The organism is Rhodoplanes sp. Z2-YC6860, from assembly GCF_001579845.1.
GTDB lineage: Bacteria > Pseudomonadota > Alphaproteobacteria > Rhizobiales > Xanthobacteraceae > Z2-YC6860.
Map to the genome: position 1 here is coordinate 3,021,575 of NZ_CP007440.1, position 26,100 is coordinate 3,047,674.

Genomic DNA, 26,100 nt, shown 5'->3' on the forward strand with positions numbered 1-26,100 from the left:
TGAGGTCAATGCACACCTAGGAATACGAACGGCTTCGCCTCTTTGAATTCCTTTGTCGCATTGCCGGAATAGGTGTGATCCTGGCTGGGGCCGAGGTCCAGCATGCGCACCTTTCCATTCGCCGCAGAAAAGTCGATCGCCTTGAGGTCGACCCAGAATGTGTTCGGCGTCAATGCGGACTCGAAGAAGTAGAGACGCCGCTTATGATCGACGACGGTCCGCCAGCGCGTAGAGGAGATGTTGGGCTGGTCGGGCGTGTTCAGCCCATAGGGCACCGACACGTTGCGGATGACGCTGAACACGCTGGCAACGGCGCGATTCGGATCCTCGTTCTTTGGAATGGCGTTGATGTAGAAGGACGCCCGCGCGAAGCGGTCGGAGGCACGATTGGTGCCCGGCAGCATGACCGTGCCGCCGATCTGTTGCCAGTATGAATTCAGCGCCAGCTGCTGGTCGAAAGTCGGCGAATTGGTCATGACCTGATATTTGCGATCGTGATGGATGACCTGCTTGCCCTTGACGTATTCGATGATGGCGCTGTCGCCGGTGGCATCCGATAGGGACAGGTGCAGGGTTGCGAGCCGCGTATCGCCCGGGACGTTGTCGGTGACGATGGTGAAGGGTTCGCGCGACAACGCACTCACGGCTTCTTCCACTGTGGCGAAATTGTCCAATACGTATTGCGCCCATGCGGCAATGGTCAGCCCGGGTTTGGATTGATCGAACTTCGGGTAATCGGACTCCACCAGCCAGAGCAGGTTGGCCGCCAACCCCGCTTCGTTGACGCCGTCCGTCGTCGAAACATCGTATGCGCTTGCAATGACGCTGCCGTATTTCGAGGTCCATTTGATGGAGTTAGGGCCTGTCTCTCCGGTGCGCGCCATGCCGCGGGGAAAAATCCAGAGGTTGGTTGGAATATCCGTTTTCCAGTCCATCGAGCGGGCCGTGATGATGTTGTCGTTCGGCCCGAGATAGACCACCCGTGTGCAGGCCCACGCCCATGAATTCATGAGAAAGACAAGCGCGAGGCTGAGTGCAGAGCAAGAGCGGATCGCTGATATCATTCGTCGGCTCATGACAGCGCTCTCCTTGAATACGTCGAGTGCGGGATGCGCATCCGGCATCAGACACGATGCAACGTGTCATGGCTAGACGCTGCCGACAGGTCAAAAATTCATAGCCGCGTCGATGCCGCCGGCGATCGTCACGCGGGATGGCGATCGAGAGAGGCGGCGGTGCCTATGCCGCCGCGGTCGGCAGCCGATAGTCTTTGAACTGCTCGCGCAGCACGGTCTTCTGGATTTTGCCCGTCGCGGTGTGCGGGATTTCCTGCACGAAGGCGACGTCGTCGGGCATCCACCATTTGGCGATCTTGTCTTTCATGAACCCGAGAATGTCGTCCTTGCTGGCCTGCTGGTCCTTCTTCAGAACGATCACCAGGAGTGGCCTCTCGTCCCATTTCGGATGGCGGATGCCGATCACGGCGGCTTCGGCCACCTTGGGATGGCCGACCGCGAGGTTCTCAAGATCGATCGACGAGATCCATTCGCCGCCGGACTTGATCACGTCCTTGGATCGGTCCGTGATCTGCATATAGCCGCATGCATCCATGGTGGCGACGTCGCCGGTGTCGAAGAAACCCTCCTCGTCGAGAATGTCCGTGTCATCCTTGAAGTAGCGGCGCGCGACCGCTGGGCCGCGCACCTTGAGCCGGCCGAAGGTCTTGCCGTCCCACGGCAGCTTCTTGCCGGCGTCGTCGGTGATTTTCATTTCAACGCCGAACGGCGGGTGGCCCTGCTTGGCCTGGATGTCGAGCTTCGCGTCGCCGGAGAGTTCCTGATATTCGGGCTTCAGCGTGCACAGGGAGCCGAGCGGGCTCATCTCGGTCATGCCCCAGGCGTGGATGACCTCGACGCCGTACTTGTCCTGGAAGGTCTGCGTCATGGCGCGCGGCGAAGCCGATCCGCCGATCACGATGCGCTTGAGGTAGGGCAGCTTGCCGCCGGTCTTCTCGAGCTCCTGCAGCAGCATCAGCCACACGGTGGGCACGCCGGCCGTGAACGTGACCTTGTACTTTTCCAGAAGCTCCAGCACCGACGGGCCGTCGAGCTTCGGCCCCGGCATCACCATGGAGGCGCCGGTCATCGGCGTCGAGAAGGCGAGCGACCAGCAGTTGGCGTGAAACAGCGGCACGACGGGCATCACGACGTCGCAGGCGCGGATGCCCTTGGCGTCGGGCAGCGACGCCATGAAGGCGTGCAGCACGTTGGAGCGATGCGAATAGAGCACGCCCTTGGGATTGCCGGTGGTGCCCGACGTGTAGCACATGCCGCAGGCGGTGTTTTCGTCGAAGCTCTTCCATTGGAAGTCGCCATCGGCCTCGGCGATATACTCCTCGTAGGGCACCGCATTTTTGAGCGTGGTCTGCGGCATATGCTTGGCGTCGGTCAGCACGATGTAACGCTGCACGGTCGGCAGTTTGTCGGCGAGCTTTTCGAGAAGCGGCAGAAACGTCAGGTCGGTCATCATCACCCGGTCTTCGGCGTGATTGACGATCCAGGAGATCTGTTCGGGAAACAGCCGTGGATTGACGGTGTGATAGATCGCGCCGATGCCGATGATGCCGTACCAGGCTTCGAGATGCCGCCAGGTGTTCCATGCCAGCGTTGCGACGCGATCGCCGGGCTGGACGCCATCGCGCTCGAGTCGTTGCGCGAGCTTCAGAGCTCTCTGACGGACCTCGGCATAGTTCGTGGTGTGGATCGGCCCTTCGACCGAGCGGCTTATGACCGGGCGGCAGCCATGCTGGATCGCAGCATGGTCGATGATGCGATGGCAAAGAAGCGGCCAATTCTGCATCAGGCCAAGCATGGGCATCTCTCTCCGCGACGTCTTTTGTTGTTACCGGTTCCAAGACCGGATGGATGCAGCCTAGCAGCCGAACCGGCTGAGCCGGAAGCGTCCGATGTCGTGTGCGGTGCGGCGTGAGATCGCGAGGTCGGCGAGGATTTCGCCCATCACGGGAGCGAATTTGAAACCATGGCCGGAGCACGCGGAGGCGACCGTCACGCTCGGTGCGCCCGGCAGGAGGTCGATGATGAAATCGTGGTCGGGCGTCACCGTGTAGAGGCAGGTTTTAGCACGGGCGATTGGGCCGTCCGCGGCCGGGATATGGGCGGCCACCGCGGCGCGGACGGCGGCTTCGTCCTGCAGGGAGACAGCGCGGTCGACGGTTTCGGCATCAACGGTCTCGTCGAGATGATGGTGTTTGGCGATCTTGACGAGACTGCCATCGACGGAAGGAAAGCCGTAGTGATTGCCGTGCGGGGTCCGCATCAAGAACACCGGGAAGCGGCCCAGTTCGAGCAGTGCAGGCTCGCGTGGCTCAAACCAGGTCATCACCTGCCGTGTCACGCGAAGCGGCAGGTCCGGCGCGAGCCGGCTGATCCAGGGGCCGGCTGCGATAATCGCGCTCGCGGCTTCAACGTCACCGCGGCTGGTGGCAACACGCACGCCGCGGCCGGTCGGAGTCAACGCCTGCACCATCGTCTCGGACCAAATCTCCGCACCTGCAGCCTTCGCCTGATCGACCATCGCCGTCATCGCGGCTTCGACCGCAACGAAGCCACCGTCGGGCTGCACCACGCAGACGAAATCGTCGGGCAACCGGAATGCCGGAAAGCGCGCCATCGCATGCTTCGCGCTCAACACCTCATGCGGCAGATCGTGCAGCTGCGAGGCCGCGAGCGTGCCGGCCACCACATCGCTGTCGGGCAAGCCCATCTCGGCGATGCCGGTGATGTGCAGAAGCTTGTGGCCTGCCTCAGCCTCGAGCTCGCGCCACAGCGCGTAAGTCCGGCGGAGCAGCGGCACGTAGGACGGATGTTCGAAATAGCCGAGCCGGATCATCCGCGTTTCGCCATGCGACGAGCCTCGGTCGTGGCCCAGCGCAAAGCGTTCGATTCCCAGCACCTTCACGCCGCGCCTGGCGAGAACGCGCAGCGTGGCGCTGCCGATTGCGCCAAGCCCCACCACGATGACGTCGTATTGCGGCATGCTGCTGTCCCTGGTTAGCTTGATGCCATGCCGTTCCCGCGTTTGTCTCTCGCCATCGTGGTCCTGCTGTCGATCGGTCAGGCCTTTGCGCAGGACTCGGACTTCGCCAGCCTGGCGCGCAGCGCTGGCATGCCAGCAATCCCGGGTCTCAAGGTCGTCTACCTCAGCCCGCTCGGCGATCCGAAGGCGGCGCCGTGGCAGAACATCATCCTGCATCAGACGGAAGGGCCGGCGGGCTCGGCCGCGGCGCTGGCGAAGCAGCAGGCCGCAAATCCAACCAAGCGAGGTGTCATGCTGTGGGTCGAGACCGACGGCACCGTCTACTGGGCCACGCCTGAAACCACGGTCACGACGCACGGCGACGGCGCCAATCGCAACGACAACAAGTACATCGACAACACCAAGACCTATCATCAGGTGGTGCGAACGAATTCGATCGGTATCGAATTCGCCGGCAATTATCCGGATGTGGCCAAGCCGCTGACGCCGGAACAGTTCGCGACGGGCCTTGCGCTCGTGCGCTTCGTGCAGGAGCGCTACGGCATTCCCGTCGATCGCGTCTATGCCCACAACTGGATCGACTACAAGGATGCCCGCTACTGCGAAGGCTGCGCGCTGGCCGCGCGGGTTCGCGCCCAGGCCTATGTGCCCTCCGGCGCGTCGTCCACAACCGTTCCGCCGGCCGTTATTCCGGCCCATCGCTGACAAATTTCTTGCGAACTTCTGGCCGGTTCCAGCGTTATGCTTCCCGATATGTCTCATTCCGCACGCTGCCGTGCGGGCCGGTCAACCAGCGGGGACGGCATCGTGTCGATAAAAAGCGGCCGAAAATGGCTGTTGTCGGTGTTTGCTGTTCCGGTAGCATTTGCCGGCGTTGCGACCGCGGACCCGTGGCTTGAAAAGAGCCCCACGGCCGGACGAGGCTGGGACGACATTCCCTTTTTGGGACCGCCCCAGCGCCAGACCAAGCAGCGGCCGCCTCGCGGCCCGTCAGCCGCCCGCGCGCTCGAGGCCAAGCGAGAGATGCAGCGCGAATTGCGCCGCATGCCCGAGACGGATCGCGCAGCCAATGCCAAGGCCTCCGCCAACGTGTTTCCCCCGCCGCGTGTGCCGCAGCAGGCCAAGACCGCGGAGCCGCCACCGGAGACCTCGAGCACTGCGACGCCGGTCGCCGCACGCGATGCCAAGCCCTCTGAGATTCCGCACAAGCCATCACGCACTGCAGCTGCGCCAACCCGCGATGCCGAGCGGGAATTGCAGCGCCAGCTCGATCGCACCCTCCCGCCTGCTGCGGTCACTCCGGTGCCTGAGCAGCTCGCCTGCGCCGAGCGGCTTGCCAAGATCGCGCGCTACTCGCCGCTGCCGAACCGCAGCGGCCCAGGCGCCTGTGGCGCAACGGACTTGGTGCGGCTCGACAGTATCCTGATGCCGGACCGCTCCGTTGTCGCGCTCAATCCAGCGCCGCAGATCCAGTGCAGCATGGCTGAGCAGGTTGCCGAGTGGGTGCGTGAGGATGTCGGTCCCGCGGCGAGCACGGCGCTCGGCTCGCCGCTGATGTCCATCAATGACTACGACGCCTATGACTGCCGGCCGCGCAACAACGTCAAAGGCGCCAAGCTCTCCGAGCACGGCAAGGGAAACGCACTCGACGTCGGGAGCTTCCGGTTGCGCAACGGCGGGGTGTTCACGCTCGCCGACCAACTCGTCACAAAGCAGTTCCGCGACAAGGTCCGGCTCGCCGCCTGCAGCCGCTTCATGACGGTGCTTGGCCCGGGAGCCGATCCCTATCACGGGGATCACGTCCATCTCGACATGGCCGAGCGCTCGCACAACACCAAGATCTGTCAGTGGAACGTGCGCGAGACGTTGATCGCCGCGCAGTCGGAGCCTGAGCCGTCGCAGCGCACGACCGCTTCTGCGCCACCGGCGGCCGCAGCGCCAGTTATGCCGCCGTCCAAGGTGGAGGCTAAAGTCGAGCCCAAGATCGATCCAAAGATCGAATCCAAGTCGGAGCCGAAGAACGAACCGCAGGCTCCAGCCGTTGCCGCGGCTCCCAAAGTCGAGCCGCCGGTGATTGCTGAGCCACCCATGCCGAGGCCCAAGCCGCCTGAGGTCGCTGAGGCGCCCGTCAAATCGGCGGCCGAAGCGCCACCGCCGCAAGTTAAAGATGAGCGGCCCACAGAAGAATTGAGCCGCGATCAGGCGAGCCAAGACAAGCCGAAAGACGAGCGGCCGCCAAAGTTCGATGTGGCCGCAGCGACGCCGAAAGAGCCTGAGGCTCGACCGGAACGGAAAGACGAAGCGTCGCCGTCGCTAGCCTCGGAGGCCCTGCAACTTTCAACCGTGTCGCCGCCACTGCCACGGCGAAAGCCAGAGGCTCTGCAGCGGCTTGCGGAGATCCAGCAGCCGGAAACGCCGAACCGAAGCGAACGTGGGACGCGTGGCGAGCGCTCGCGCCACTACGACCCGCGGCGTCGCTTTGAACGTGACGTTCGCCGCTTCATGCGGAATTTCTTCTGAGGTTCACAAAGAAGAACGGCGCCGATCCGGAAGGATGGCGCCGTTCGCAATCTGAATTGAGGCTTCGCGTCAGTTCATGTTGGTGGTGCCGCCGAGCGCCACGCGCGGGCTCATCGGTGAGTCGCCTTCAGTCGGCTTGAGCACCACCACCGGCGAACCCATCTTCACCCGGCCGTAGAGGTCGATGACATCCTCATTGGTCATACGGATGCAGCCCGAAGAAATGGCCGAGCCGATATATTCCGGCTGATTGGTGCCGTGGATGCGGAACAGCGTGTCCTTGCCGTTGGCGTAGAGGTAGAGGCCGCGCGCACCGAGCGGATTGTGCGGGCCCGGGCCGACGAAATCAGGAATGCCGGTGAGGCGCTTCTTGATGTCGGCGGTCGGCGTCCACGACGGCCACTCTTCCTTGCGTCCGACCTTGGCAACGCCGGAGAACACAAGGGCCTCTTCGCCGACGGTTACGCCGTAGCGGATCGCCTTGCCGCCATCGAGCACGTAGTAGAGAAAGCGCGCATCCGGATCGACCACGATGGTGCCCGGGCCTTCCTTGCGATGGAATTCGACGATGTGGCGCTGAAATGGTTCGGGGATCTGCGCCTTTGCGTATGGAGGATTGGCCAGCAGCTTCTTGTCGCGTGCCGTGAAGCTCGCGTTCGTTGATGGTTCGAGGGTTTCGCTTGTCACGCAGCCCGAGAGCAGCGCGCCCATGGCAAACGCCAGAAAGACAACGGCCGTTCTGCCGGCACGTTCCCAAGTTTTCATGCGGTCCACCTGTTTATTTGACCCTTAGATAATCGATTTACCGACCCCGATTCCAGGCGGCGCGCAGCAGTGTGATCAAGCCGTTGTGGACCTGTTGCAGGAAAGCCGCAACTCGAAGTTGGCGGTTCCCGGTGCTGGATCGTGGCGATCGCGTTGTCAGGTATTCTCCGGCGAGGGCCTTAAACGAAGGTTAACCATGCCGGGTGCTTAATGGATTGATCGCAATTGGCCGGAATATTCCGCCAACCCCCGGGAAAGACGGGAGAATTGGGGATTTTTTCCCCGAAATGCCTCGTCAGGGCACGATTTGTTGCCCATTTTCGCCGCGAACGCTGCTTACGTTTTCGGCATGGGGAAAGGAAACGACTGGAGACCAACAATGACCGACAAGAAGACGGCCCAAGGCCAGAAATCACCGCCATCGCCACAGCAGCAGCAGTCTCGGTCGGGTCAGACCGGATTGCAGCACCGCTACGCCGCCATCGGCATCGAGGCGGTCGCCGCCGCATGCCGTTATTCGAATCCCGGCAAGCGGGTTGAAGAGCCGATGAAAGCACCGCGCATCGACCAGCGCTTCGAGCAGGCCAACTGACGCCGCGCGCGAGGTCTTAGAGCCCTAAAGGGATTCGCCGCCATGGGCGGCCGCGGGTGACTGCGGCCGCCCTTCTTTGTTTGATTGATCGCGGATCGCCACGCCATCGCATCGTCGGCGGTGTCCACCTGTCTCCTTCAGGGAAGGCACGGCCACGTTGCGCGCCCACGCGCTTTCGACAATGTCATGACAACGTGACGCGCCATTTATGACACCGTTTCTTGCTGCCTTTTTTCTTGCGAGCCGGTGAGCTTTTGGCCATGAGTGGCCGGGGGCAGTTCATCAGATGCATGGACCGGGCGCTGCACGGCGTCGGCGTCCTTCAAAAGCCGCGCAGCGCAATCCGGGTTTCTCATGCTTGACGTCTACGTGCCGAACGGCTCTTCGCTGGAACGCCACACGGTGGTCTCGGGTGATGACGTGCCCGAAAACGCGGTGTGGTTCGACCTCATCAATCCGGCCCCCGGCGAGGACAAGCTGATCGAAGGCCGGCTCGGGATCGCGGTGCCGACCCGCGAGGAGATGCAGGAAATCGAGGTGTCGAGCCGGCTCTACACCGAGCACCATGCCCGCTTCATGACCGCGACGCTGATGTGCAACTCCGACACCGTGGTGCCGAAGACCACGGCGGTGACCTTCATCCTGGCCAAGCACAGCCTTGTCACGGTGCGCTACGACGACCCCAAGCCGTTCATGCTGATCTCAAACAAGCTGACGCGCAATTGCCCGCAGAGCATCAACGGCGAGTCGGTGCTGATGGAGCTGCTCGACGCGGTGATCGACCGCGAAGCCGATCTGCTCGAACGTATCGGCATAGACATCGACCAGGTCTCGCACGATATCTTCGACCCGCATGGGAGAGGCCCGGAGCAGGGCCAGTCCTACATCACCACGCTGAAGGTGATCGGCATCAAGGGCGATCTCACCTCCAAGGTGCGCGAGAGCCTGGTGTCGCTCGGCCGTTTGCTGCTGTTCCTCGCCAACGAGGCCGAAGGCATGCGCTGGGCCAAGGACGTGCGGTTGCAGCTTCAGGCGATGCAGCGCGACGTGCTGTCGCTCAGCGACCATGCCAGCTATCTCGGCAACAAGATCCAGTTTCTGCTCGATGCGCTGCTCGGCGTCGTCACGCTCGAGCAGAACAACACCATCAAGATATTCTCGATCGCGGCCGTGGTCTTCCTGCCGCCGACGCTCGTCGGCACCATCTACGGCATGAACTTCAAGCTCATCCCCGAGCTCGAATGGACGCTTGGCTATCCCATGGCGCTGATCATGATGATCGCTGCGGCCGTGCTGCCGTATTACTTCTTCAAATGGAAGAAGTGGCTTTAGACTCGTTCCCATCGAGCAGCCACCGAAACGCTCTGATCAATTTAGCTTTCCCATCACGGTCGTACCAACGCCCGTGAGCGATGATGATGCGCTCCGGATCCCACTCGATCATCTGACGTATGGCAGTGATGAACTCCGGTCTCCGTTTCGCGAACGTCACCCGAAGGTCGCGCGGAGTGCTGCCGTTCGGATCCTGCACGCCGCCGGCCCAGGTCAAAAAACGAATGAATGGCGACTTGATCTTTTTGGCCTCGAAATTTTCGATGAGATCGGTGAGCACCAGCGTCCGGGTGGCCCGGTGCAGGAATGCGATCTCGGTCATGTAGCTGCCTGCGATCGGCAGTGTCGCGATCTCGCCGTCCCAAGGATATCCGCTTTCGTGGTCGATGGTTTGGCAGTCGAAGCGAATGTGGTCGCCGGCCTGCTTGCGAACTTTCGGGGCAACGAAGGTTTGCGCTTTGCCGAACGCATCCCGCCATTCGGGTAGCCACCAGTAGTGCAGGCGATTGGGGGCGACGATGAAGCGCGGTGGGCCGAGTTCCTCGATCTCGGTCTTGAGGCTTGCGACAAGATGAGTCGGGGAGTGAACAAACAGCTCGCCGCTTGGCAAGCGGATCACGGTCATCCTCGTCGAAAAGGGAATCTTCGGCCACGGCGCGCCAAACCGGATGACCGGCCGGCCCATCCACGATCCAGACATTGTCGGCAATGGGTTTGAGAGTGTCGAGCGGCGGATAAGTGAGATTCGGCTCGATCATCCGACCGCCACAAATTGAAGTCGCCCTTACGTCCAAGTGACGCGCGGACGGATTGTTCCGTCCGATTTGCGGACAAACGTTCAGAGCGCGCGACTCAACGTGTTCGCAGAGCGCATCGGTATAAGACTGGTTAACACGCGCACGCCCTCGCCGGTAAAGAATTCATGCTGTCGCCGGCAAAGAAATTGTCACGCGAATCGCGTATGATGATTCTTGCATGACGGCTCGTTCGGTTGTGATCCGATGACAGGCCACCGGTATCCAAACCTCGGATACCGCTGCTCGCTCGCCTGCCGCCGCGCCGTCCGCATCACCACGCCTCACACCTTCAACCAAGAACCAACCTCGCGCATTCGCGCGGGGCGCTCAGGCTTTTCCCTTCCTCCGGGTCCGGCAAAAGGAGTCTATCTTGGGTAAGCACTACAGCAAGAAGCACTTCGGCAAGAAGCAGCGTCGCGCGCTTCGCGGCCTTGATCTCGACACCGCCGAGATCATCAGCTTCCGCGGAGGCAAATTCGAGGAGGAGCGGGCTCTTCCCCCGATCCGGCCGCTGAATGCAACGCAGGCTGCGTACCTCGATGCGTTGCGGTGCTGCCCGCAGGTGATCGTGCTGGGACCCGCCGGCACCGGAAAGACTTGGATGGCTGCGACCTACGCGGCCGACCTGTTCCGGGCCGGACAGATCGACAAGATCATCCTCACCAGGCCGAACATTCCGTGCGGCCGTTCGCTCGGCTATTTTCCCGGCACGCTCGAGGCCAAGTTCGGGCCCTGGGCTGCGCCGGTGATCGAGGCCATCAAGGAGCGGATCGGCGCGGCCGCCTACGAGATCGCGCTGAAGAAGGGCGATATTGAACTGGTGCCCTTCGAGGTGATGCGCGGTCGTTCGTGGAAGAACGCCTTTGTGCTGCTCGACGAGGCGCAGAACACCACGCTCGCGGAGATCAAGACCTTCCTCACGCGCATCGGCGACGATTGCACCGTGGTGATCAACGGTGACATCAGTCAGTGTGATATTGACCACGCTAGCGGGCTTCGCACGGTGATCGATATGGTGAAGTCTCAGGCGCTGCAGGTGCCGGTGATCGAGTTCAGCCGCGACGACATCGTTCGTTCGGGCATCTGCGCTATGTGGGTGCGCGCGTTCGACGAGGCAAAGCTGTAGCGGTCGGTTCATTGCACGCACGCGGCGATTATCTCCGCCTCACCCCAGGTAAGGGTGAGGCGGTTTCATTTTTGTCTGGCCTATGCTCGGCAACACCGCCTCAGTTGAGCTTGATTTTTCCGCCTTCGATCGCGCTTTGCCAGCGGCGTCGCTCTTGAGACAAGAATGCATCCAACTCTGCGGGGGTCGACGTGGCTGCGCCAATTCCCGCGTTGCCGAGCTTTTCAAGGACAACGGGATCGCTGTATGCCCGGCGCACGTCGTTGTGCAGCTTGTCGATAACCGACCGTGGCGTGGCGCGCGGGGCCACCAAAGCGGCCCAGCTTGTGATGTCCTCAAGCGACTGCATGTCCGCCGCAGCCGACAACGATGGCAAATCCGGCAATGATGGAAGCGACACGCTGTTGCTGATCTTGGCAAGCGCGCGAAGGTTTCCCGCCTGAATGGCCGGCAGGCTGGCTGCCGCGCTGTCGACGGCAAAATCGAGGCTGCGGTTCAAAAGCCCCGCGACAAGATCGGACCCGCCTTTGAAAGGGATGTACTGAACATCGATACCCGCTCGTTCGATAAACAGCGAAGCTGCCAGCCGATTGGCCGGTATGCCGGCCCCGTAGTTCAGCTTGCCCGGATTGGCGCGCGCTTTCGCAATCAATTCCTTCGCTGTGGCTGGTCCGTCGGACTTCACCGTCAGCAGGGTCGTGTTCTTGAAGAGGAGCGCGACCGACGCGAAATCCTCACTGGGGTTGTAAGGCAGGTCGGTGCGGATGAGTGGGTTGACCGTCAGCGTCGAATCCACTGCCACGAGGAGTGTGTGTCCGTTCGGCTCCGCACGCGCCACCGCTTGTGCGCCGATGGCGGTGTCCGCACCTGGCCGGTTTTCGATCACGACAGGTTGTCCCCAGAGCTCGCTGAGCTTCTGTCCGACGATGCGTGCGGAAACATCGGTCGGGCCGCCAGGCGGGAAGGGTACGACAAGCCGAACCGCGCGATTCGGAAATTCGGTGTTCTGTTGCGCCAGCGCGGTGTTGGCCAGGACAAGCCAGGCCATCACCAGCAAAGCGCACAAAAATCTCATTTCCGCCCCCGCTGCGTGACGCCCTGCCGGTAGTGCGTCATGTATTCGATAAACGACCTGGTGCTTTTCGACGGATCATCGGTTCGATGCACGAACACGATTGGAAACTGTTTCGTGCTGGAGCCCAGAAAATTTCGGAACACCAGGTTCGGAATTTTCATGATGGGTATCGAGCCGGGCACGACCGCGATACCATATCCCGCGGCGACGTAGGTGAGGATGGAGACCATGTCGCCGGCCCGTCTCGAAACCCTGGGAAGAAAACCGCCGAGCTCGATCACGGCCTGCGTCAGGCTGCGAAACGCCATATCGCTTTCCACGGCTGCAACCACAAATGGTTCGTTCTTGAGCGCTGCTGGCGGGATCGGCGTTCTGCTTTTGGCGAGCCGGTGCTGCTCGTGCATGACCAGCACCAAGGGTTCGGTGAAGACCTCGAAACCGCTGAGGCCGGAAGGGAACTTCGTGGGCGGAGCGCAAAAGCCGGCATCGAGATCGTGACGTGCCACGGCCTCGAACTGTGCAGGCGACACGAGAAGCCGGAGATTGATTTCGATGCCGGGACGCTCTTTCTGAAAGCCGGCAAGAACGTCTGCCATCAATCCACAAGCGGAGACTGAAGGCATATAGCCCAGGTTCAACCGACCGACCTCGCCACGGGCAGCCTGCAGTGCACTTAGTTCGGCTTCGGCCGCATGATGCACGACCGCCCGCGCGTTTTCCCGAAACCGGGCGCCGGCTTGCGTGAGCTCGAATTTCTTTCTGCTCGTGCGGTCGAGCAATTGAACGCCGAGCTCGCGCTCCAGCATTTGAATTTGGTGCGTGAGCGTCGGAGTCGTGATGTTCAGATGCTCTGCGGCGCGCGTAAAGCTTTTCTCGTCGCAAAGTTTCAGGAAATAGCGGTGGTGGCGCAGCTCGATCTTGCTGCTCATGGAGACCCGTCCAGCAGTGCTTGGAACCGCATTCTACGGTAGACCGCGCCTGGATAGGCAACAGCAAATTGAAAGAAGTGGCCATGCAATGGGCTTGTAACGGACTGCGATGTGCGCAGCGGTTGCGAAACCGTGAGCGGCGTTCCAGCGTTAAACTGCATCATAAACGCGTCCGTCAGGTCCGGTTCAGCTTGCAGGACCTACTTTGATGTCCAAGGGCGATGGACCCTCGATAGGAGAGCAAAAATGCGCAGGCTTCGTTTTGCACTCGGAACGGCGGTGGCATCGTTGATCGCGGTTGCCGCACTGTCCGCTCCGGCTTCAGCGTTCGGCACGCCGGCTCCGGCAGGTCTCCGTGCTGACGCGAACAACATCGGCCTCACCCAGGACGTGGCCTATGTCTGCCGCTACGGCTTCTACGGCCGCCGCTGCTTCTGGCGTCCTGGCTACTACGCCTATGGCTACTACCCGGCCTATCGACCTTACCGATGGGGCTATTACCGGCCTTATCGCCGCTATTGGTGGTGAGCGTCTGATTGTGGGGCGTCGGGTGTAAGCCAAAGAGGCTCTGGCAGAACCGGAGCCTCTCCAAGGCCGCAAAGGTCTGCTTCGGACGACAGCAGTGCTAAACGTGCTGGCCGCCGTTGATGTGAATCTCGGCGCCGTTCACATAGGACGACATCTCGGTGCATAGGACGTAGATGATCTTGGCCACCTCGTCGGTGGTGCCGAGCCGGTGCAGCGGAATGTGCGGGATGATCTGCTCGGTGCCCGGCGAGAGAATCGCGGTGTCGATCTCGCCCGGTGCAATAGCATTGACGCGGATGCCGAGCGGGCCGAAGTCGCCGGCCATCTCGCGGGTGAGCGCCGCAAGTGCAGCCTTGGACGTGCCATAGGCCGAGCCCGCGAACGGATGCACGCGCGAGCCCGCAATCGACGTGACGTTCACCACCGAGCCCTTGGTTGCGGCGAGTTCCTTGACGAGCCCGCGCGCCAGCATGATCGGCGCAAAGAAGTTCACTTGGAACACCTGCTGCCAGACGTCGAGTGTGGTGTCGATCGACGAGAGCCGCTTGCCGCCTTCGGCTTTCGGCGAGATCGCTGCATTGTTGACCAGCGCGTGCAACTCGCCGTCGGGGAGGCGGCGTTTGATCTCCGCGATGGCGTGGCCGGTATTCTCAGGGTCTGCGAGATCGACCTGAATGTGATCTTCGGGGCCCATCTCCCACGGGCAATTCTCGGGAAAAGGATGCCGCGAGCAGGTGATGACGCGCCATCCCGCTGCCGAAAAGCGCTTCACCGTGGCGTGCCCAATGCCGCGGCTTGCCCCGGTGAGGAGCAGCGTGCGGCGTGGGTGATTGGGTTGTGGCGTGGTCGGCATGACGCGGTTCTAGCGCACAAATAGTGAGAGGACGGCAAGAAACTAGCGGAGCAAGAAGCCTAGCTCACGGATAGAGCCGCGTCTTGCTCCAAGGCGCGCCAATCGCATCGCGGTGGAACTCAACCCGCTCGTGCAGGCGGAATGGCCGGTCCTCCCAGAACTCGATCCTCATTGGAACGACTCGAAAGCCCGACCAGCGTGGTGGTCGCGGCACTGTGCCGATGGCGTATTTGGCCGTGTAGAGCGCCACCGCCTTCTCGAAGGCAAGCCTGCTCTCCAGCGGCTCGGACTGCTTGCTGGCCCAGGCGCCGAGCTGGGACAGACGGGAGCGGGTGGCAAAGTAGGCGTCGGCCTCGGTCTCGCTGACGCGCTCCACGGGTCCGCGCAAGCGAACCTGCCGACGCAACGACTTCCAATGGAAGAGCAGCGCGGCCTTCGGATTGGCGGCAAGCTCGCGGCCCTTCTGACTGTCCATGTTGGTGTAGAAGACCGCGCCCTGGTCGTCGAAGCCTTTGAGCAGGACCATGCGGACGTCCGGCATGCCGCTGCTGTCGACGGTTGCGACCGACATGGCATTGGGATCATTCGGCTCGCTACGCGTCGCCTCCTCAAGCCACTGGCCGAACAGCCGCAGCGGCTCGTCGGCCGCGGTGAAATCACCAACCGTTAACCCAGTTGTGTGAAGACTAGGGGCTGCATCGGACATGTTTCGGAGTACCTGTATGGCCGGCCCGGTGGCAGAACGCTCATACCGGCTGCCTTCTTATAGTGGAATGGTTGGGGCAAGCCTACGGTTCGGCGCCTTCGTGGCGCTGGGACTGATGGTGTCCGGCTGCGCCATGACCGGAGGCCTTTCCGGCATCTTTGCCAAGTCCAAGAGCGACGAGGCGCAAACCCAATTCCAGGCCCAGGCGCTGGCCAGCGAGGAGGCGACCGGTTCGACGTCGGAGCCGACGCTCAAAGCCTCGGCAGCGGTCCCGACCGACGGGCTGCCTTCGGAAACCGACCTGGTGTTCGCCCGGATGGCGATCGTCGATGTGCTCAAGCGCGGCAGCAAGGAAGTCAGCGCGCCTTGGGAGAACCCGAGCAGCGGGGCGCGCGGGACCGTGACGCCGATCGCCCGCGCCTATGCCCGGGACAGCGACGTCTGCCACGACTTCCTGGCGAGCTACGTTCGCCGCGGGGCGCCCGAGCGCTGGCTCCAGGGGCAGGCTTGCCGCGGCAAGGCACGAGGGAAACTGGGGGCTTGGGAGGTCCGGACCATGCGCCCCTGGACCCGGTCCTAAGGACTAAGTCCTGAGCCCGTTGCGCGAATCATTGCGGCGGGGCCGAATAGTCACCACATAGATGACCTGTTTCGGCTGCACTCCCGGTGCAGTCCGTTAGGTCTTTTGGGGCAATTTTCTGGAGTGGTGGGATGCGCGACCCCTATGACGTCCTGGGGGTGCAGAAGAATGCGAGCGCCGGAACGGTCAAAAGCGCCTTTCGCAAGCTCGCCAAGAAGCTGCATCCGGACGCCAACAAGAACGATAAGAAAGCGGCGTCGAAGTTCGCCGAGCTGAACGCCGCCTACGAGATCCTCGGCGACGAGGACAAGCGCAAGGCGTTCGACCGCGGCGAGATTGACGCCGAGGGCAAGCCACGCTTTCAGGGCTTTCCGGGCGGCGGCGCCGGACGCGGGGCTGGTCAAGGTCCTTGGGGCAATATGGGCGGCGGCGCGCAGGGTGGCGCTCAGGATAGCCATTTCGAAAGCTTCACCTGGGGCCCGGGCGGCTTCCAGCGTCACGGCGGTGGTCCGGGAGCGGGCGCGGCAGGCGGCGGTGGCGGCTTCGATGACATTCTGAAGGAGATGTTCGGCGCGGCGGGAGCGGCCGGCGCAGCACGCGGCCGCGGCCGGCGGCGCACGCAGTTCGAGCCGGACGACTTTGGAGCGGGCGTTGGCGGCGCCGGGAGTGATGTGTCGGGTGAGGTGACGATCACGCTCAACGAGGTCGCAACCGGCGCGTCTCGCCGCGTGCATCTGCCGACCGGCAAGGAGATCGACGTCAAGGTGCCGGCGGGCTTGGCTGACGGCCAGACCATCCGGCTGAAAGGGCAGGGCATGCCCGGTGCGGGCGCTCCTGGCGACGCTCTGATCACCGTGCATGTCGCCAAGCACCCGACCTTCGAGCGCGATGGCGCGAACTTGCGGCTGGAACTGCCGGTGACGCTCTATGAGGCGGTGCTGGGCGGGCGGGTGCGGGTGCCGACGCTCGACGGCGCGGTCGAACTTGCGATTCCGCCGAATACGAATTCAGGCCGCACCATGAGGGTGAAGGGCAAGGGCCTGCCGTCAAAAGATGGCCAGGGCGATCTCTATGCCACCGTGCGCATTGTGCTTCCCGAGCAGCCCGATTCCGAGCTCGAAGCGCTCATGAAGAAGTGGCGCGACAGCAAACCCTACGATCCGCGGCGCGACAGAAGCTGATCGGCCGAACTCCGTGAGGTCGGCGGCGGCCGGTTCTCGATCTGGTCGTAGGCAGCGCTGGCGATCGACTTGAGCAGGTCGCGGTCTTTCGGCCCGCTCAGCGCCCAGCCGTAATTGCCTTCGATCCACCGCACCGAGCCGAAGTTGGTGTTGTCCTCGTAACGGAACGAGGTGCGCGCCGCGTCGACCTTCGAGCAGTAGATCGTGTAGCGTTCGCCGCTGCCGCCTTCATACATGAACAGCGCGGCAGGACTCGCCACGCCCGGCAGCAGCCGGCCGCCGAGCAGCTTCAGACCGAACGCGCTGAGGTCGGGCGCGCGCAGCGTCGTGCCGACGCGCCGCGACAGCCATGGCAACAGGTGGTCCTCCTCGGCCTTGACCTCGATCGGGTGCCGCACCTCGCTGATGTACAGCCGGTGCGCAACCATTGCGTCGCTGGTGAACACTTCGGTTTCGCTTGGGGCTGCGGCTGAGGCGCCGCGGCCGACCCAGCCGGCGATGCCGCCCACGAAGAACGCCGCGATCGCGGCAGTCGCCGCAATTGCTCCCCACGACCGGCGGGTGCGCGTGATCGCCGCAAGCTTGAGCTTGTCCGGCACCCGCTCCTCGGCGATGTGAGCGAAGCGCTGGCGAATGAGCGTGGCCTGCTCGCGCCAGGACGCGACGCGCGCGGCATCTTCCGCATGATTGGCGAGCCAGGCCTCGACCGCTTCCCTGCGTCCGACCGGCAATTCGCCGTCGACGTAGAGATGAAGCTCGTATTCGGTCACAGGAGTTTGGTCGACCATTGTTGCACCTTCTTGTTATTTAATCCGGCGAAGCGTGGGGCGTTCGCCGTCGAGGTAAGACTTGATCTGGGTTCGGGCCCGCGCCAGGCGGGACATCACGGTGCCGATCGGCACGCCTTGGATTTCTGCGACCTCGCGATAGGTGAGGCCTTCCAGCACCACGAGAAGGAGCGCGGTGCGCTGCTCGTCAACCAGCATCTCGAGCGCGCGCTCGATGTCGCGTCCGCCGGCTTCTGGGCCGGTGGCGGCGGCCACGTCATGATCCTCGATCGGTGTCAGCGTTGGCCGCCGCGAGAGCGAGCGCAGGCGGTTGCGGTTAAGGTTGGTCAGGATGGTGTAGAGCCAGCTCCGCACCTCGCCGCCATGAAACAGATGCTCGGAGCGCAATGCCCGAACCAGCGTGTCCTGCACGAGGTCGTCGGCGATCTCCGCATCGCGCGTCAGCGCCCGCGCATAGCGCCGCAATGCCGGAATGGCCGCCTCGACGTCACGGTGAAACGAATTCACCCCGCGCTCCACAAATGGACTTGAACGTCTTGAACCAAAAACCTGGACTTAAGACACTTCGGACTGTGAAAGGAAAACACCGCCCTTTGCCCGCATATTCCGAAAAGCCGGCAACATTCCCTGGCGTGCAATTGCGCATATTAACGTTTGCAGGCCGCTCCGGGCAGCCGCGCTTGATGGGCTTTGGGCCCTGTGCCATAGGACCGTGGTTGAGCACGGCCGTTTCCGAAAGTTCCGTTTTCCTGCCGCGCGTTAGGCATTGCGCCGGCTCTTTTGGGATCGTGCCCCGAAGCCGGTGGGTGGGCAGATCATGGCGGAACACGCAGGTCTGATGCGCGGCAAGCGCGGCCTGATTTTAGGCGTCGCCAACAACCGCTCGTTGGCCTGGGGCATCGCCAGGGCCTGCCGCGAGCAGGGCGCCGAGCTTGGTTTCACGTATCAGGGCGACGCACTGAAAAAACGTGTGGAGCCGCTCGCCAAGGAAATCGGCGCCTGCTTGCTCGGCCATTGCGACGTGCAGGATCTGGCGAGCGTCGACGCGGTGTTCGAGGCGGCGAAGGCGAACTGGGGCACGCTCGACTTCGTCGTGCATGCGATCGCGTTTTCGGACAAGAACGAGCTCGACGGCCGCTACGTCGACACCACACCGGACAACTTCAGCAAGACGCTGTCGATCTCCTGCTATTCGTTCGTGGCGGTCGCGCAACGTGCCGAGAAGCTGATGCCGAATGGCGGCTCGCTTTTGACGCTGACCTACTACGGCGCCGAGAAATGGATTCCGCACTATAACGTCATGGGCGTGGCCAAGGCCGCGCTCGAAACCTCGGTGCGCTATCTTGCGGCTGATCTCGGGGCTAAGAAGATCCGCGTCAACGCCATCTCGTCAGGACCGATCAAGACGCTCGCGGCCTCGGGCATCGGTGACTTCCGCTATATCCTCGGTTGGACCGAGCACAACGCGCCGCTGCGGCGTACGGTGACGACCGAGGAGGTCGGCGATGCAGCGGTGTATCTTTTGTCCGACATGTCGCGCGGCGTCACCGCTGAAATCCTTCATGTCGATGCCGGCTACAACATCGTCGGTATGAAGCATCCGGAAGCGCCGGATATCGACATCACCATGGGCAAAAGATAAAGCGGCGCAACACGAACGATCATGCCGCGACCCATTCTTTATTTCGTCCGACACGGCGAGACCGACTGGAACCGGGATCGCAGGCTTCAGGGCCAGCACGACATCCCGCTCAATGCACTTGGCCGCACGCAGGCTGAGCACTGCGGCGTTCTGCTGCGCGACCTGCTCGCGCGCAACGGCCGCGCGATTGCGGACTACAATTATGTGTCGAGCCCACTCGGACGCGCGCGTGAAACCATGGAACTGATGCGCGGCGGGATGGGGCTTGAGCCTGGAGCCTATCGCACCGATGCGCGGCTGATGGAGATGTCGTTCGGCCGTTGGGAGGGGTTCACCTACGCGGAACTGCAATCGCGCGAGGCCGCGGCGCTTGCCGAACAACAGCGCGACAAATGGGGCTTCGTGCTGCCTAGCGGCGAGAGTTACGCACAGCTCGAGAAACGTGTGCAGGTCTGGTACGAGGGCCTCGAGCGCGAAACCGTGGCGGCTGCGCATGGCGGCGTTTGCCGCGTGTTAATGGCGTATATCGGCGTGGCCGAGCCCGCGGCAGCCTCGATGGGGAACATCGGCCAGGGCGTGGTCTACGTGTTCGACGGTAAATCCATGATACGGCACGAGTGATCGGGAAAAGCGGGATCTGCGGCAGCGATCCCAAAAAGCAAAACGGCCGAACTTTCGCTCGGCCGTTTTGGCGAAACACCCTTGGGTATCCCGCTTAAGACAAATGGCCATGCCGTCTCGGAAGAGACCGGCATGAAGTCCCATTAGGACTTCTTCGCGGCCTTCTTCGCCTTCTTCTTCTTCTTCATCGCCATGGTCGTATTCCTTCGGATGAGTGTTAAACCGCCGGCAGGTGGGCTCAGCCCCTTACCGTGAATAAAGATGGCACACAGGCTTCGCTCACGCAATGGGGAAAATGAAAAAAGTGCTTATATTTCCGTAACTTAACGGACATTCAGGTTGCCATTAACCGCCGTTCAGGCATCTGAATGGACGTTCATTTGAGTGCGCAGCGCCGACTATGCTTTGACCACGCAACGGGCGCGGGCTACCACACCGCCACAAGCAGAACTCTCATGTCGTTCAATACCTTCGGCCATCTCTTTCGCGTCACGACGTTCGGCGAGAGCCACGGACCTGCCATCGGCTGCGTGGTCGATGGCTGCCCGCCGCGCATTCCGCTGACCGAGGCCGACATCCAGCCGTACCTCGACAAGCGCCGTCCCGGGCAATCGCGCTTCACCACCCAGCGCCAGGAGCCGGACACGGTCAAAATCCTCTCCGGCGTGTTCGGCGATGAGGCGACCGGCGGCCAGGTCACGACCGGCACGCCGATCGCGCTGCTGATTGAGAACGTCGACCAACGCTCCAAGGATTACTCGGCGATCAAGGATACGTATCGCCCCGGCCACGCTGGCTACACCTATGATATCAAATACGGCCTGCAGGACTATCGCGGTGGCGGCCGCGCCTCGGCGCGCGAGACCGCGATGCGGGTCGCGGCCGGAGCGATTGCGCGCAAGATCGTGCCGGGACTTACGGTGCGCGGCGCGCTGATCCAGATGGGCAGTGAGACCATCGACCGCAATTCCTGGGATTGGGATGAGGTCGAACGCAATCCGTTCTTCTGCCCCGACGCCAAGGCCGCGGTGCGTTTCGCGGATTATCTCGATGGCGTGCGCAAGAAGGGCTCGTCGGTCGGCGCAGTGATCGAGGTCGTCGCCGAGGGCGTGCCGCCTGGTCTCGGCGCGCCGATTTACGGCAAGCTCGACGGCGATCTTGCAGGAGCCATCATGGGCATCAACGCCGTGAAAGGTGTCGAGATCGGCGCGGGCTTTGGCGCAGCGACCCTCAGCGGCGAAGATAACGCCGACGAGATGCGGATGGGCAACGACGGCAAGCCGCGATTTCTATCCAACAACGCGGGCGGCATCCTCGGCGGCATCTCGACCGGGCAGTCGGTGGTGGTGCGCTTTGCCGTGAAGCCCACTTCGTCGATCCTGACGCCGCGCAAGACCGTCGACCGCTACGGAAATGAGACTGAGGTGGTCACCAAGGGCCGTCACGACCCATGCGTCGGGCTCCGGGCGGTCCCCATCGGCGAGGCCATGGTCGCCTGCGTCATCGCCGATCATTATCTACGTCATCGAGGTCAGGTCGGCGAGCCGTTGGCTTGGCCGTTCACGAAATAAGCGGGTGAGGTCGTCTTGGTAATCGAAAGTCACGAACAGATAGAAGCGGCCATAGCCGCCTTTGCCCGGGGCGAGATAGTCGTCGTCACCGACGACGACGACCGCGAGAACGAAGGCGATCTGTTCGTTGCAGGCTCTCTCTGCACCCCTGAGAAGATGGCCTTCATCATCCGTCACACCTCGGGCATCGTCTGCGCGCCGCTCTCGGCCGGCGAGGCGCGGCGGCTGCATCTCGATCCGATGGTGGCAGCGAACGATGCGCCGCTCGGCACGGCCTTCACCGTCACGATCGACGTCCGCCACGGGCTCACCACGGGCATCTCCGCGGAAGAGCGCACCAACACCGTGCGCGCGCTGGCCAACAGCAACAGCGGTGCGAATGATTTCGTCCGGCCGGGCCACGTCTTTCCGCTGGTCGCGAAAGAGGGCGGCGTGCTGATGCGCTCGGGCCATACCGAGGCCTGCATCGATCTCTGCCGTCTGGCGGAGCTTCCGCCGGTGGGTGTGCTGTCCGAGCTGATGAACGACGATGGCACCGTGATGCGCGGTCCGCAGGTTGCGGCCTTCGCGCAGAAGCACAAGCTCGCGCAGATCTCGATCGCCGATCTGATCTCCTATCGCCAAGCGCGCGAGAAACTGGTCCGGCGCGTCGCCGAATTCCCGGTGAAGAGCGAGATCGGCACGCTGAACGGTTACGCCTACCTGACGCCGTTTGACTCCGTGAACCACATGGCCGTCGTTTACGGCAAGATCGGCGATGGCAAGAACGTTCTGACCCGTCTGCACCGCGCCGACATCATCCGCGACGTGTTTGGCGGCGCCAACCCGGTGCACTCGGCGATGCAACGCCTCAAGCAGGAGGGCCGCGGCGTCATCGTGGTGCTGCGCGACGGCACCGCAGGCGTTCCAATGAACACCATTCCGTCGCTCGATACGAGCTCGGAGGCCGCGCGCACGCGGCAGTGGCGCGAGGTCGGTCTCGGTGCGCAAATTCTCAAGGACCTCGGCATCTCCTCGATCCGCTTGCTCACTTCGGCGCGCTTCACCTATGTGGGCCTCGCGGGCTTCGGCATCGAGATCACCGAGACCGAAACCACGGACAGTTGAACCGCGGTCCGATCGCTCCGGCTTCCCCTGGTGGCCGACGCGTGTCACCATGATCCAGGCTGGTGATTGCGGAGGCTCGCATGCGATGGCGTCTGTTGGCGTTTTCCATCATCGCGGTGCTTTCGGCCGCGGCTGCTGCAAGCTTCGGCATCGCCGCGCCTTCAGGCCCGCAAATCATCGCACAGGGCACGCCCTCGGCCGCGACACCGGTCGACGTCGAGGTCGTTCTCGCAGTCGACGTGTCCTACTCAATGGACCCCGACGAGCAGCAGCTGCAGCGCGAAGGCTATATGGCTGCGATCACGTCGCGGGATTTCCTGCAGGCGGTCAAGCAGGGCATGAACGGCCGCATCGCGTTGACTTATGTCGAGTGGGCCGGCTCGCATCACCAGCAGATCATCGTGCCGTGGCGGCTGATTGACGGGCCGGAAACTGCCGATGCCTTCGCCGCCGACATCGGCCGCGCCCGCTACACGCGCGCCTCGCGCACCTCGATCTCCTCGGCGCTGCTGTTCGCTGCGCCGTTGTTCGAGGGCAGCGGCTATCGTGGCGTCCGGCGCGTGATCGACGTGTCGGGCGACGGCGTCAACAACAACGGGCCGGTGGTCACCGTGGCACGCGACGAGGTGCTGGCCAAGGGCATCACCATCAACGGGTTGCCGGTCATGCTCAAGCGCCCGAACATCAGCACGCTCGATATCGATCAGCTCGACGTCTACTACGAAGACTGCGTGATCGGCGGGCCCGGCTCGTTCGTGATTCCAATCAAGGAGCGCGACCAGTTCAAGGAGGCGATCCGCACCAAGCTCGTTCTGGAGATTGCGGGACGCCGGCCCGAGCGTCCGGTCGTGCCGGCCGCGGCCGCCGCGCCGCGTGTCTCCTGCACCATCGGCGAGCGGCTGTGGCAGGAGCGCTGGGGCAACTAGCCCCGCAATCTTGCCGGATGGGAATTCGCCGGACGATGGGACAAATTCAACGCGTGTTGATCGCAGGTGGCGGCATCGCCGGCATGTCGCTCGCCATTGCGCTTCAGCGCGTTGGGATTTCAGCGACGATCGTCGAGATCGATCCGGGCTGGCGTGTCTATGGCGCAGGCATCACCATCACAGGGCCGAGCCTGCGCGCCTTCGATAAACTGGGTCTGCTCGATCGGATCGTGGCCGAGGGGTACTGCTACAACGCCACGCGCATCTGCGGCGCGGACGGCAGCGTGATCGTTCCGTCGCGTGTCGTCGGGCGGCCGCTTGGCGAGCATATCCCGAACAGTGGTGGCATCCTCCGGCCAGTTCTTCACCGAATTCTCTCCGAGGCGACACGGGCATCGGGCGCGGCAGTTCGGCTTGGTGTTTCGGTGGCACGGTTTGAGCAGCGCGATGAAGGCGTATCAGCCGTTTTGAGCGACGGCGCTGAGTTCAGCGCCGATCTTGTGATCGGTGCGGACGGCATTCATTCGGGAATGCGCGAGATGCTGTTTCCCGATGCGCCGGCACCCGCGTTGACCGGGCAGGGCTGCTGGCGTGCGGTGGTGCCGCGGCCGGACGAGATCGACTGCGCTCATGTCTATGTCGGCGGCCCGGTGAAGGCCGGCATCACGCCGGTGTCTCGGACCGAGATGTATCTCTTTCTGCTGCAGCACGTGCCGGATAATCCACGCATGCCGGAGGAGCGCTTTCCGGCGCTGCTGGCCGAGCAGCTTCGCGGCTTTGGCGGCGCGCTCGGCGATATCCGAGACGCGCTCGGCCCGGCATCGCGCATCAATTACCGGCCGCTGGAAAAGCTCCTGCTGCCGCCGCCTTGGCATCGCGGTCGCGCCGTGCTGATTGGCGACGCCGCGCATGCCACCACGCCGCATCTGGCGTCCGGCGCGGGCCTTGCCGTCGAGGATGGGCTGGTGCTGGCCGATCTTCTATCGTCCGACTTGGCGCTCGATGACGCGCTCGCACAGTTCACCGCCCGGCGTTATGACCGTTGCCGCATGGTGGTGGAGAATTCGGTGCGGCTCGGGGAGCTGGAAATGGGCCGGGCCGCCGGCGAAGAACAGGCCGCCCTGCAGAGAAGTTCGATGCTGGCACTCAACGCGCCGATTTAAGCGCGTTCCAGCAGCGCCACGATCTCGATATGAGCGGAGTGCTTGAACTGATCGACGGGCGTTACCGTGCCGAGACGGTAGCCGCCGTCGACGAGCAGGCGCATGTCGCGGGCGAAGGTCGCGACATTGCACGACACCGCGACGATCCGCGGCACCTCGCTTTTCGCGAGCTCGCGGGCCTGCGCCTCCGCGCCCTGACGCGGTGGATCGAACACGACCGTGTCAAAGCGTTTGAGCTCTTGGCCGACGAGCGGCCGGCGGAACAGGTCGCGCGCTTCGGTGTCGACCGGCTTGAGCCCTGAGGTGGCAGCGGCTGCGGCCTTCAGCGCGGTGGTTGCCGCGGCATCGGAATCGAAGGCGGCGACTCGCATGCGCTCGGCGAGCCGCAGTGCAAACGGCCCGAGGCCGCAGAACAGGTCGGCCGCGAGCTTCCCGCGCGCGATATGACCATCGACCAGCCGGGCGAGGACCTCTTCGCCGGCCACGGTCGCCTGAAGGAACGCACCCGGCGGCAATGTCACGCGCGCCCGGCCCATCATCACGGTCGGCGCCGCGCGCTGCGCCACCAGTTCGCCGTGACGGGTCAGCCGGGCTAGCCGATGCTTGCCGGTGGCCTGTGCCAGCGCGGTCATCCGCGCGGGGTTGAGCGCGCCCGAGCCGCGCACATCCATGTCGATGCCCGCCTCGGTCGCAGTCACCTGGATGTCGAGCGGCTTCTTTTCAGGCTTGAGGATTTCGGACACTGCCCAGGCCGCGGCGAGAGCGCCGTCGAGGGCAGGGGTCAGGATCGGACAACGATCGATCGCCACGATGTGGTGCGCACGCGGCGCGGCGAAACCGACCTCGATGATGTCATGGGTGCCGCGCCGCGCATGGAACGTGGCGCGGCGGCGGCCTTCGCCGTGGGCATCGATCAGGTCGGCGACCGGCGCCTTGAGGCCGGCCTGCTGGAGCGCGGTCACGACCAGATCGCGTTTCCATTCGCGATAGCGCGCCTCGCTCCAATGCTGGATCGCGCAGCCGCCACAGACGCCGAAATGCTGGCAGAACGGCTCGATGCGCTCGGGGCTCGGCGTATCGACGCGCAGGAGATGGCGGCGGTCCGGATGGCCCGGCACGCGCTCGACCTCGACGGTCTCGCCAGGCAGCGCATAGGCCACGAACACCGGGCCATCCGGCGTGTCGGCCGCGCCGTCGCCGCGGTGGGCGATGTGATCGATAACGAGGCGTTCGGTCATTGAC

The 26,100-nt window shown here is 63.4% G+C and carries 26 protein-coding genes; 14 read left to right on the forward strand and 12 right to left on the reverse strand.

What is annotated here, in order from left to right; genetic code table 11:
- Positions 1-5 precede the first annotated feature (5 nt).
- From RHPLAN_RS13990 to solA, 3 genes are all read right to left on the reverse strand, one after another.
- Positions 6-1,010 carry a linear amide C-N hydrolase gene (locus tag RHPLAN_RS13990; RefSeq protein ID WP_442971829.1) on the reverse strand — a complete coding sequence of 335 codons (1,005 nt, stop codon included), beginning with the start codon at positions 1,008-1,010 and terminating at the stop codon, positions 6-8.
- Between the two features lie 229 nt (positions 1,011-1,239).
- Positions 1,240-2,871 carry a fatty-acid--CoA ligase gene (locus RHPLAN_RS13995; RefSeq protein WP_068018824.1) on the reverse strand — a complete coding sequence of 544 codons (1,632 nt, stop codon included), beginning with the start codon at positions 2,869-2,871 and terminating at the stop codon, positions 1,240-1,242.
- A gap of 60 nt (positions 2,872-2,931) precedes the next feature.
- Complete coding sequence (gene solA, locus RHPLAN_RS14000; RefSeq protein ID WP_068018827.1) at positions 2,932-4,056, reverse strand: N-methyl-L-tryptophan oxidase; 1,125 nt, start codon at positions 4,054-4,056, stop codon at positions 2,932-2,934.
- Positions 4,057-4,083: 27 nt separating this feature from the next.
- Between solA and RHPLAN_RS14005 the strand changes: the two genes are divergently transcribed.
- Together RHPLAN_RS14005 and RHPLAN_RS14010 are read left to right on the forward strand one after the other, a co-directional pair.
- Entirely contained in the window at positions 4,084-4,761 is a 678-nt protein-coding gene (locus tag RHPLAN_RS14005) for a peptidoglycan recognition protein family protein (RefSeq protein WP_084244868.1), read from the forward strand.
- A gap of 102 nt (positions 4,762-4,863) precedes the next feature.
- On the forward strand, positions 4,864-6,576 hold the full coding sequence (locus tag RHPLAN_RS14010) for an extensin-like domain-containing protein (protein WP_198164914.1): 1,713 nt from the start codon (positions 4,864-4,866) through the stop codon (positions 6,574-6,576).
- Between the two features lie 69 nt (positions 6,577-6,645).
- Here the strand turns inward: RHPLAN_RS14010 and RHPLAN_RS14015 are convergent, their stop codons facing one another.
- Positions 6,646-7,341, reverse strand: coding sequence for a L,D-transpeptidase (locus RHPLAN_RS14015; RefSeq protein ID WP_068018832.1), 696 nt, complete (start codon positions 7,339-7,341; stop codon positions 6,646-6,648).
- A 379-nt stretch (positions 7,342-7,720) separates the two neighbouring features.
- On the opposite strand from RHPLAN_RS14015, the gene RHPLAN_RS14020 reads away from it, so the two are divergent.
- Both RHPLAN_RS14020 and RHPLAN_RS14025 read left to right on the forward strand, forming a co-directional pair.
- Positions 7,721-7,933 carry a hypothetical protein gene (locus RHPLAN_RS14020; protein ID WP_068018835.1) on the forward strand — a complete coding sequence of 71 codons (213 nt, stop codon included), beginning with the start codon at positions 7,721-7,723 and terminating at the stop codon, positions 7,931-7,933.
- 354 nt (positions 7,934-8,287) lie between these two features.
- Positions 8,288-9,265 carry a magnesium transporter CorA family protein gene (locus RHPLAN_RS14025; RefSeq protein WP_068018839.1) on the forward strand — a complete coding sequence of 326 codons (978 nt, stop codon included), beginning with the start codon at positions 8,288-8,290 and terminating at the stop codon, positions 9,263-9,265.
- Here RHPLAN_RS14025 and RHPLAN_RS14030 read toward each other — a convergent pair.
- Positions 9,243-9,950 (reverse strand): DUF4336 domain-containing protein, encoded by a 708-nt coding sequence (locus RHPLAN_RS14030; RefSeq protein ID WP_335341067.1) that lies wholly within the window; start codon positions 9,948-9,950, stop codon positions 9,243-9,245. The genes RHPLAN_RS14025 and RHPLAN_RS14030 overlap by 23 nt on opposite strands.
- Before the next feature lie 563 nt (positions 9,951-10,513).
- Between RHPLAN_RS14030 and RHPLAN_RS14035 the strand changes: the two genes are divergently transcribed.
- On the forward strand, positions 10,514-11,188 hold the full coding sequence (locus tag RHPLAN_RS14035; RefSeq protein ID WP_442971830.1) for a PhoH family protein: 675 nt from the start codon (positions 10,514-10,516) through the stop codon (positions 11,186-11,188).
- A gap of 100 nt (positions 11,189-11,288) precedes the next feature.
- Here RHPLAN_RS14035 and RHPLAN_RS14040 read toward each other — a convergent pair whose 3' ends face one another.
- Together RHPLAN_RS14040 and RHPLAN_RS14045 are read right to left on the reverse strand one after the other, a co-directional pair.
- Entirely contained in the window at positions 11,289-12,263 is a 975-nt protein-coding gene (locus tag RHPLAN_RS14040; RefSeq protein ID WP_084244870.1) for a Bug family tripartite tricarboxylate transporter substrate binding protein, read from the reverse strand.
- Positions 12,260-13,192: a LysR family transcriptional regulator gene (locus RHPLAN_RS14045; protein WP_068018845.1), complete on the reverse strand. Its 933-nt coding sequence runs from the start codon at positions 13,190-13,192 to the stop codon at positions 12,260-12,262. Before RHPLAN_RS14045 ends, RHPLAN_RS14040 begins: the two co-directional genes overlap by 4 nt.
- A 246-nt stretch (positions 13,193-13,438) precedes the next feature.
- Between RHPLAN_RS14045 and RHPLAN_RS14050 the strand changes: the two genes are divergently transcribed.
- Complete coding sequence (locus RHPLAN_RS14050) at positions 13,439-13,720, forward strand: hypothetical protein (protein WP_068018848.1); 282 nt, start codon at positions 13,439-13,441, stop codon at positions 13,718-13,720.
- Positions 13,721-13,817: 97 nt separating this feature from the next.
- Here the strand turns inward: RHPLAN_RS14050 and RHPLAN_RS14055 are convergent, their stop codons facing one another.
- Together RHPLAN_RS14055 and pdxH are read right to left on the reverse strand one after the other, a co-directional pair.
- Positions 13,818-14,573: an SDR family NAD(P)-dependent oxidoreductase gene (locus tag RHPLAN_RS14055; RefSeq protein WP_068018851.1), complete on the reverse strand. Its 756-nt coding sequence runs from the start codon at positions 14,571-14,573 to the stop codon at positions 13,818-13,820.
- Positions 14,574-14,637: 64 nt separating this feature from the next.
- Positions 14,638-15,279, reverse strand: coding sequence for a pyridoxamine 5'-phosphate oxidase (pdxH, locus tag RHPLAN_RS14060; protein WP_068018854.1), 642 nt, complete (start codon positions 15,277-15,279; stop codon positions 14,638-14,640).
- 100 nt (positions 15,280-15,379) lie between these two features.
- On the opposite strand from pdxH, the gene RHPLAN_RS14065 reads away from it, so the two are divergent.
- Positions 15,380-15,859, forward strand: a complete 480-nt coding sequence (locus tag RHPLAN_RS14065) for an RT0821/Lpp0805 family surface protein (protein WP_237180137.1) — start codon at positions 15,380-15,382, stop codon at positions 15,857-15,859.
- A gap of 131 nt (positions 15,860-15,990) precedes the next feature.
- The gene (locus RHPLAN_RS14070; RefSeq protein ID WP_068018861.1) at positions 15,991-17,040 is read left to right on the forward strand and encodes a DnaJ C-terminal domain-containing protein; all 1,050 of its coding nucleotides are present in this window, start codon (positions 15,991-15,993) and stop codon (positions 17,038-17,040) included.
- Here RHPLAN_RS14070 and RHPLAN_RS14075 read toward each other — a convergent pair.
- Positions 17,013-17,828, reverse strand: coding sequence for an anti-sigma factor family protein (locus RHPLAN_RS14075; RefSeq protein ID WP_084244872.1), 816 nt, complete (start codon positions 17,826-17,828; stop codon positions 17,013-17,015). The two genes, RHPLAN_RS14070 and RHPLAN_RS14075, sit on opposite strands and share 28 nt — an antisense overlap.
- 15 nt (positions 17,829-17,843) lie before the next feature.
- Positions 17,844-18,335, reverse strand: a complete 492-nt coding sequence (locus RHPLAN_RS14080) for a sigma-70 family RNA polymerase sigma factor (protein ID WP_068031184.1) — start codon at positions 18,333-18,335, stop codon at positions 17,844-17,846.
- A gap of 310 nt (positions 18,336-18,645) precedes the next feature.
- On the opposite strand from RHPLAN_RS14080, the gene fabI reads away from it, so the two are divergent.
- The 6 genes from fabI to RHPLAN_RS14110 all read left to right on the forward strand — a co-directional run bounded on the left by fabI (position 18,646) and on the right by RHPLAN_RS14110 (position 24,858).
- Positions 18,646-19,470 carry an enoyl-ACP reductase FabI gene (gene fabI / locus RHPLAN_RS14085; protein WP_068018865.1) on the forward strand — a complete coding sequence of 275 codons (825 nt, stop codon included), beginning with the start codon at positions 18,646-18,648 and terminating at the stop codon, positions 19,468-19,470.
- 21 nt (positions 19,471-19,491) lie between these two features.
- The gene (locus RHPLAN_RS14090) at positions 19,492-20,091 is read left to right on the forward strand and encodes a histidine phosphatase family protein (protein WP_068018866.1); all 600 of its coding nucleotides are present in this window, start codon (positions 19,492-19,494) and stop codon (positions 20,089-20,091) included.
- Between the two features lie 455 nt (positions 20,092-20,546).
- Positions 20,547-21,662, forward strand: a complete 1,116-nt coding sequence (aroC, locus tag RHPLAN_RS14095) for a chorismate synthase (RefSeq protein WP_068018869.1) — start codon at positions 20,547-20,549, stop codon at positions 21,660-21,662.
- A 15-nt stretch (positions 21,663-21,677) separates the two neighbouring features.
- Positions 21,678-22,769 carry a 3,4-dihydroxy-2-butanone-4-phosphate synthase gene (ribB, locus tag RHPLAN_RS14100; RefSeq protein ID WP_084244874.1) on the forward strand — a complete coding sequence of 364 codons (1,092 nt, stop codon included), beginning with the start codon at positions 21,678-21,680 and terminating at the stop codon, positions 22,767-22,769.
- Positions 22,770-22,849: 80 nt separating this feature from the next.
- On the forward strand, positions 22,850-23,695 hold the full coding sequence (locus RHPLAN_RS14105; RefSeq protein WP_068018871.1) for a DUF1194 domain-containing protein: 846 nt from the start codon (positions 22,850-22,852) through the stop codon (positions 23,693-23,695).
- 35 nt (positions 23,696-23,730) lie between these two features.
- Positions 23,731-24,858 (forward strand): FAD-dependent oxidoreductase, encoded by a 1,128-nt coding sequence (locus RHPLAN_RS14110; protein WP_068018875.1) that lies wholly within the window; start codon positions 23,731-23,733, stop codon positions 24,856-24,858.
- On the opposite strand, the gene RHPLAN_RS14115 is transcribed toward RHPLAN_RS14110, so the two are convergent.
- The gene (locus tag RHPLAN_RS14115; protein WP_068018878.1) at positions 24,855-26,096 is read right to left on the reverse strand and encodes a class I SAM-dependent RNA methyltransferase; all 1,242 of its coding nucleotides are present in this window, start codon (positions 26,094-26,096) and stop codon (positions 24,855-24,857) included. The two genes, RHPLAN_RS14110 and RHPLAN_RS14115, sit on opposite strands and share 4 nt — an antisense overlap.
- Between the last annotated feature and the right edge of the window lie 4 nt (positions 26,097-26,100).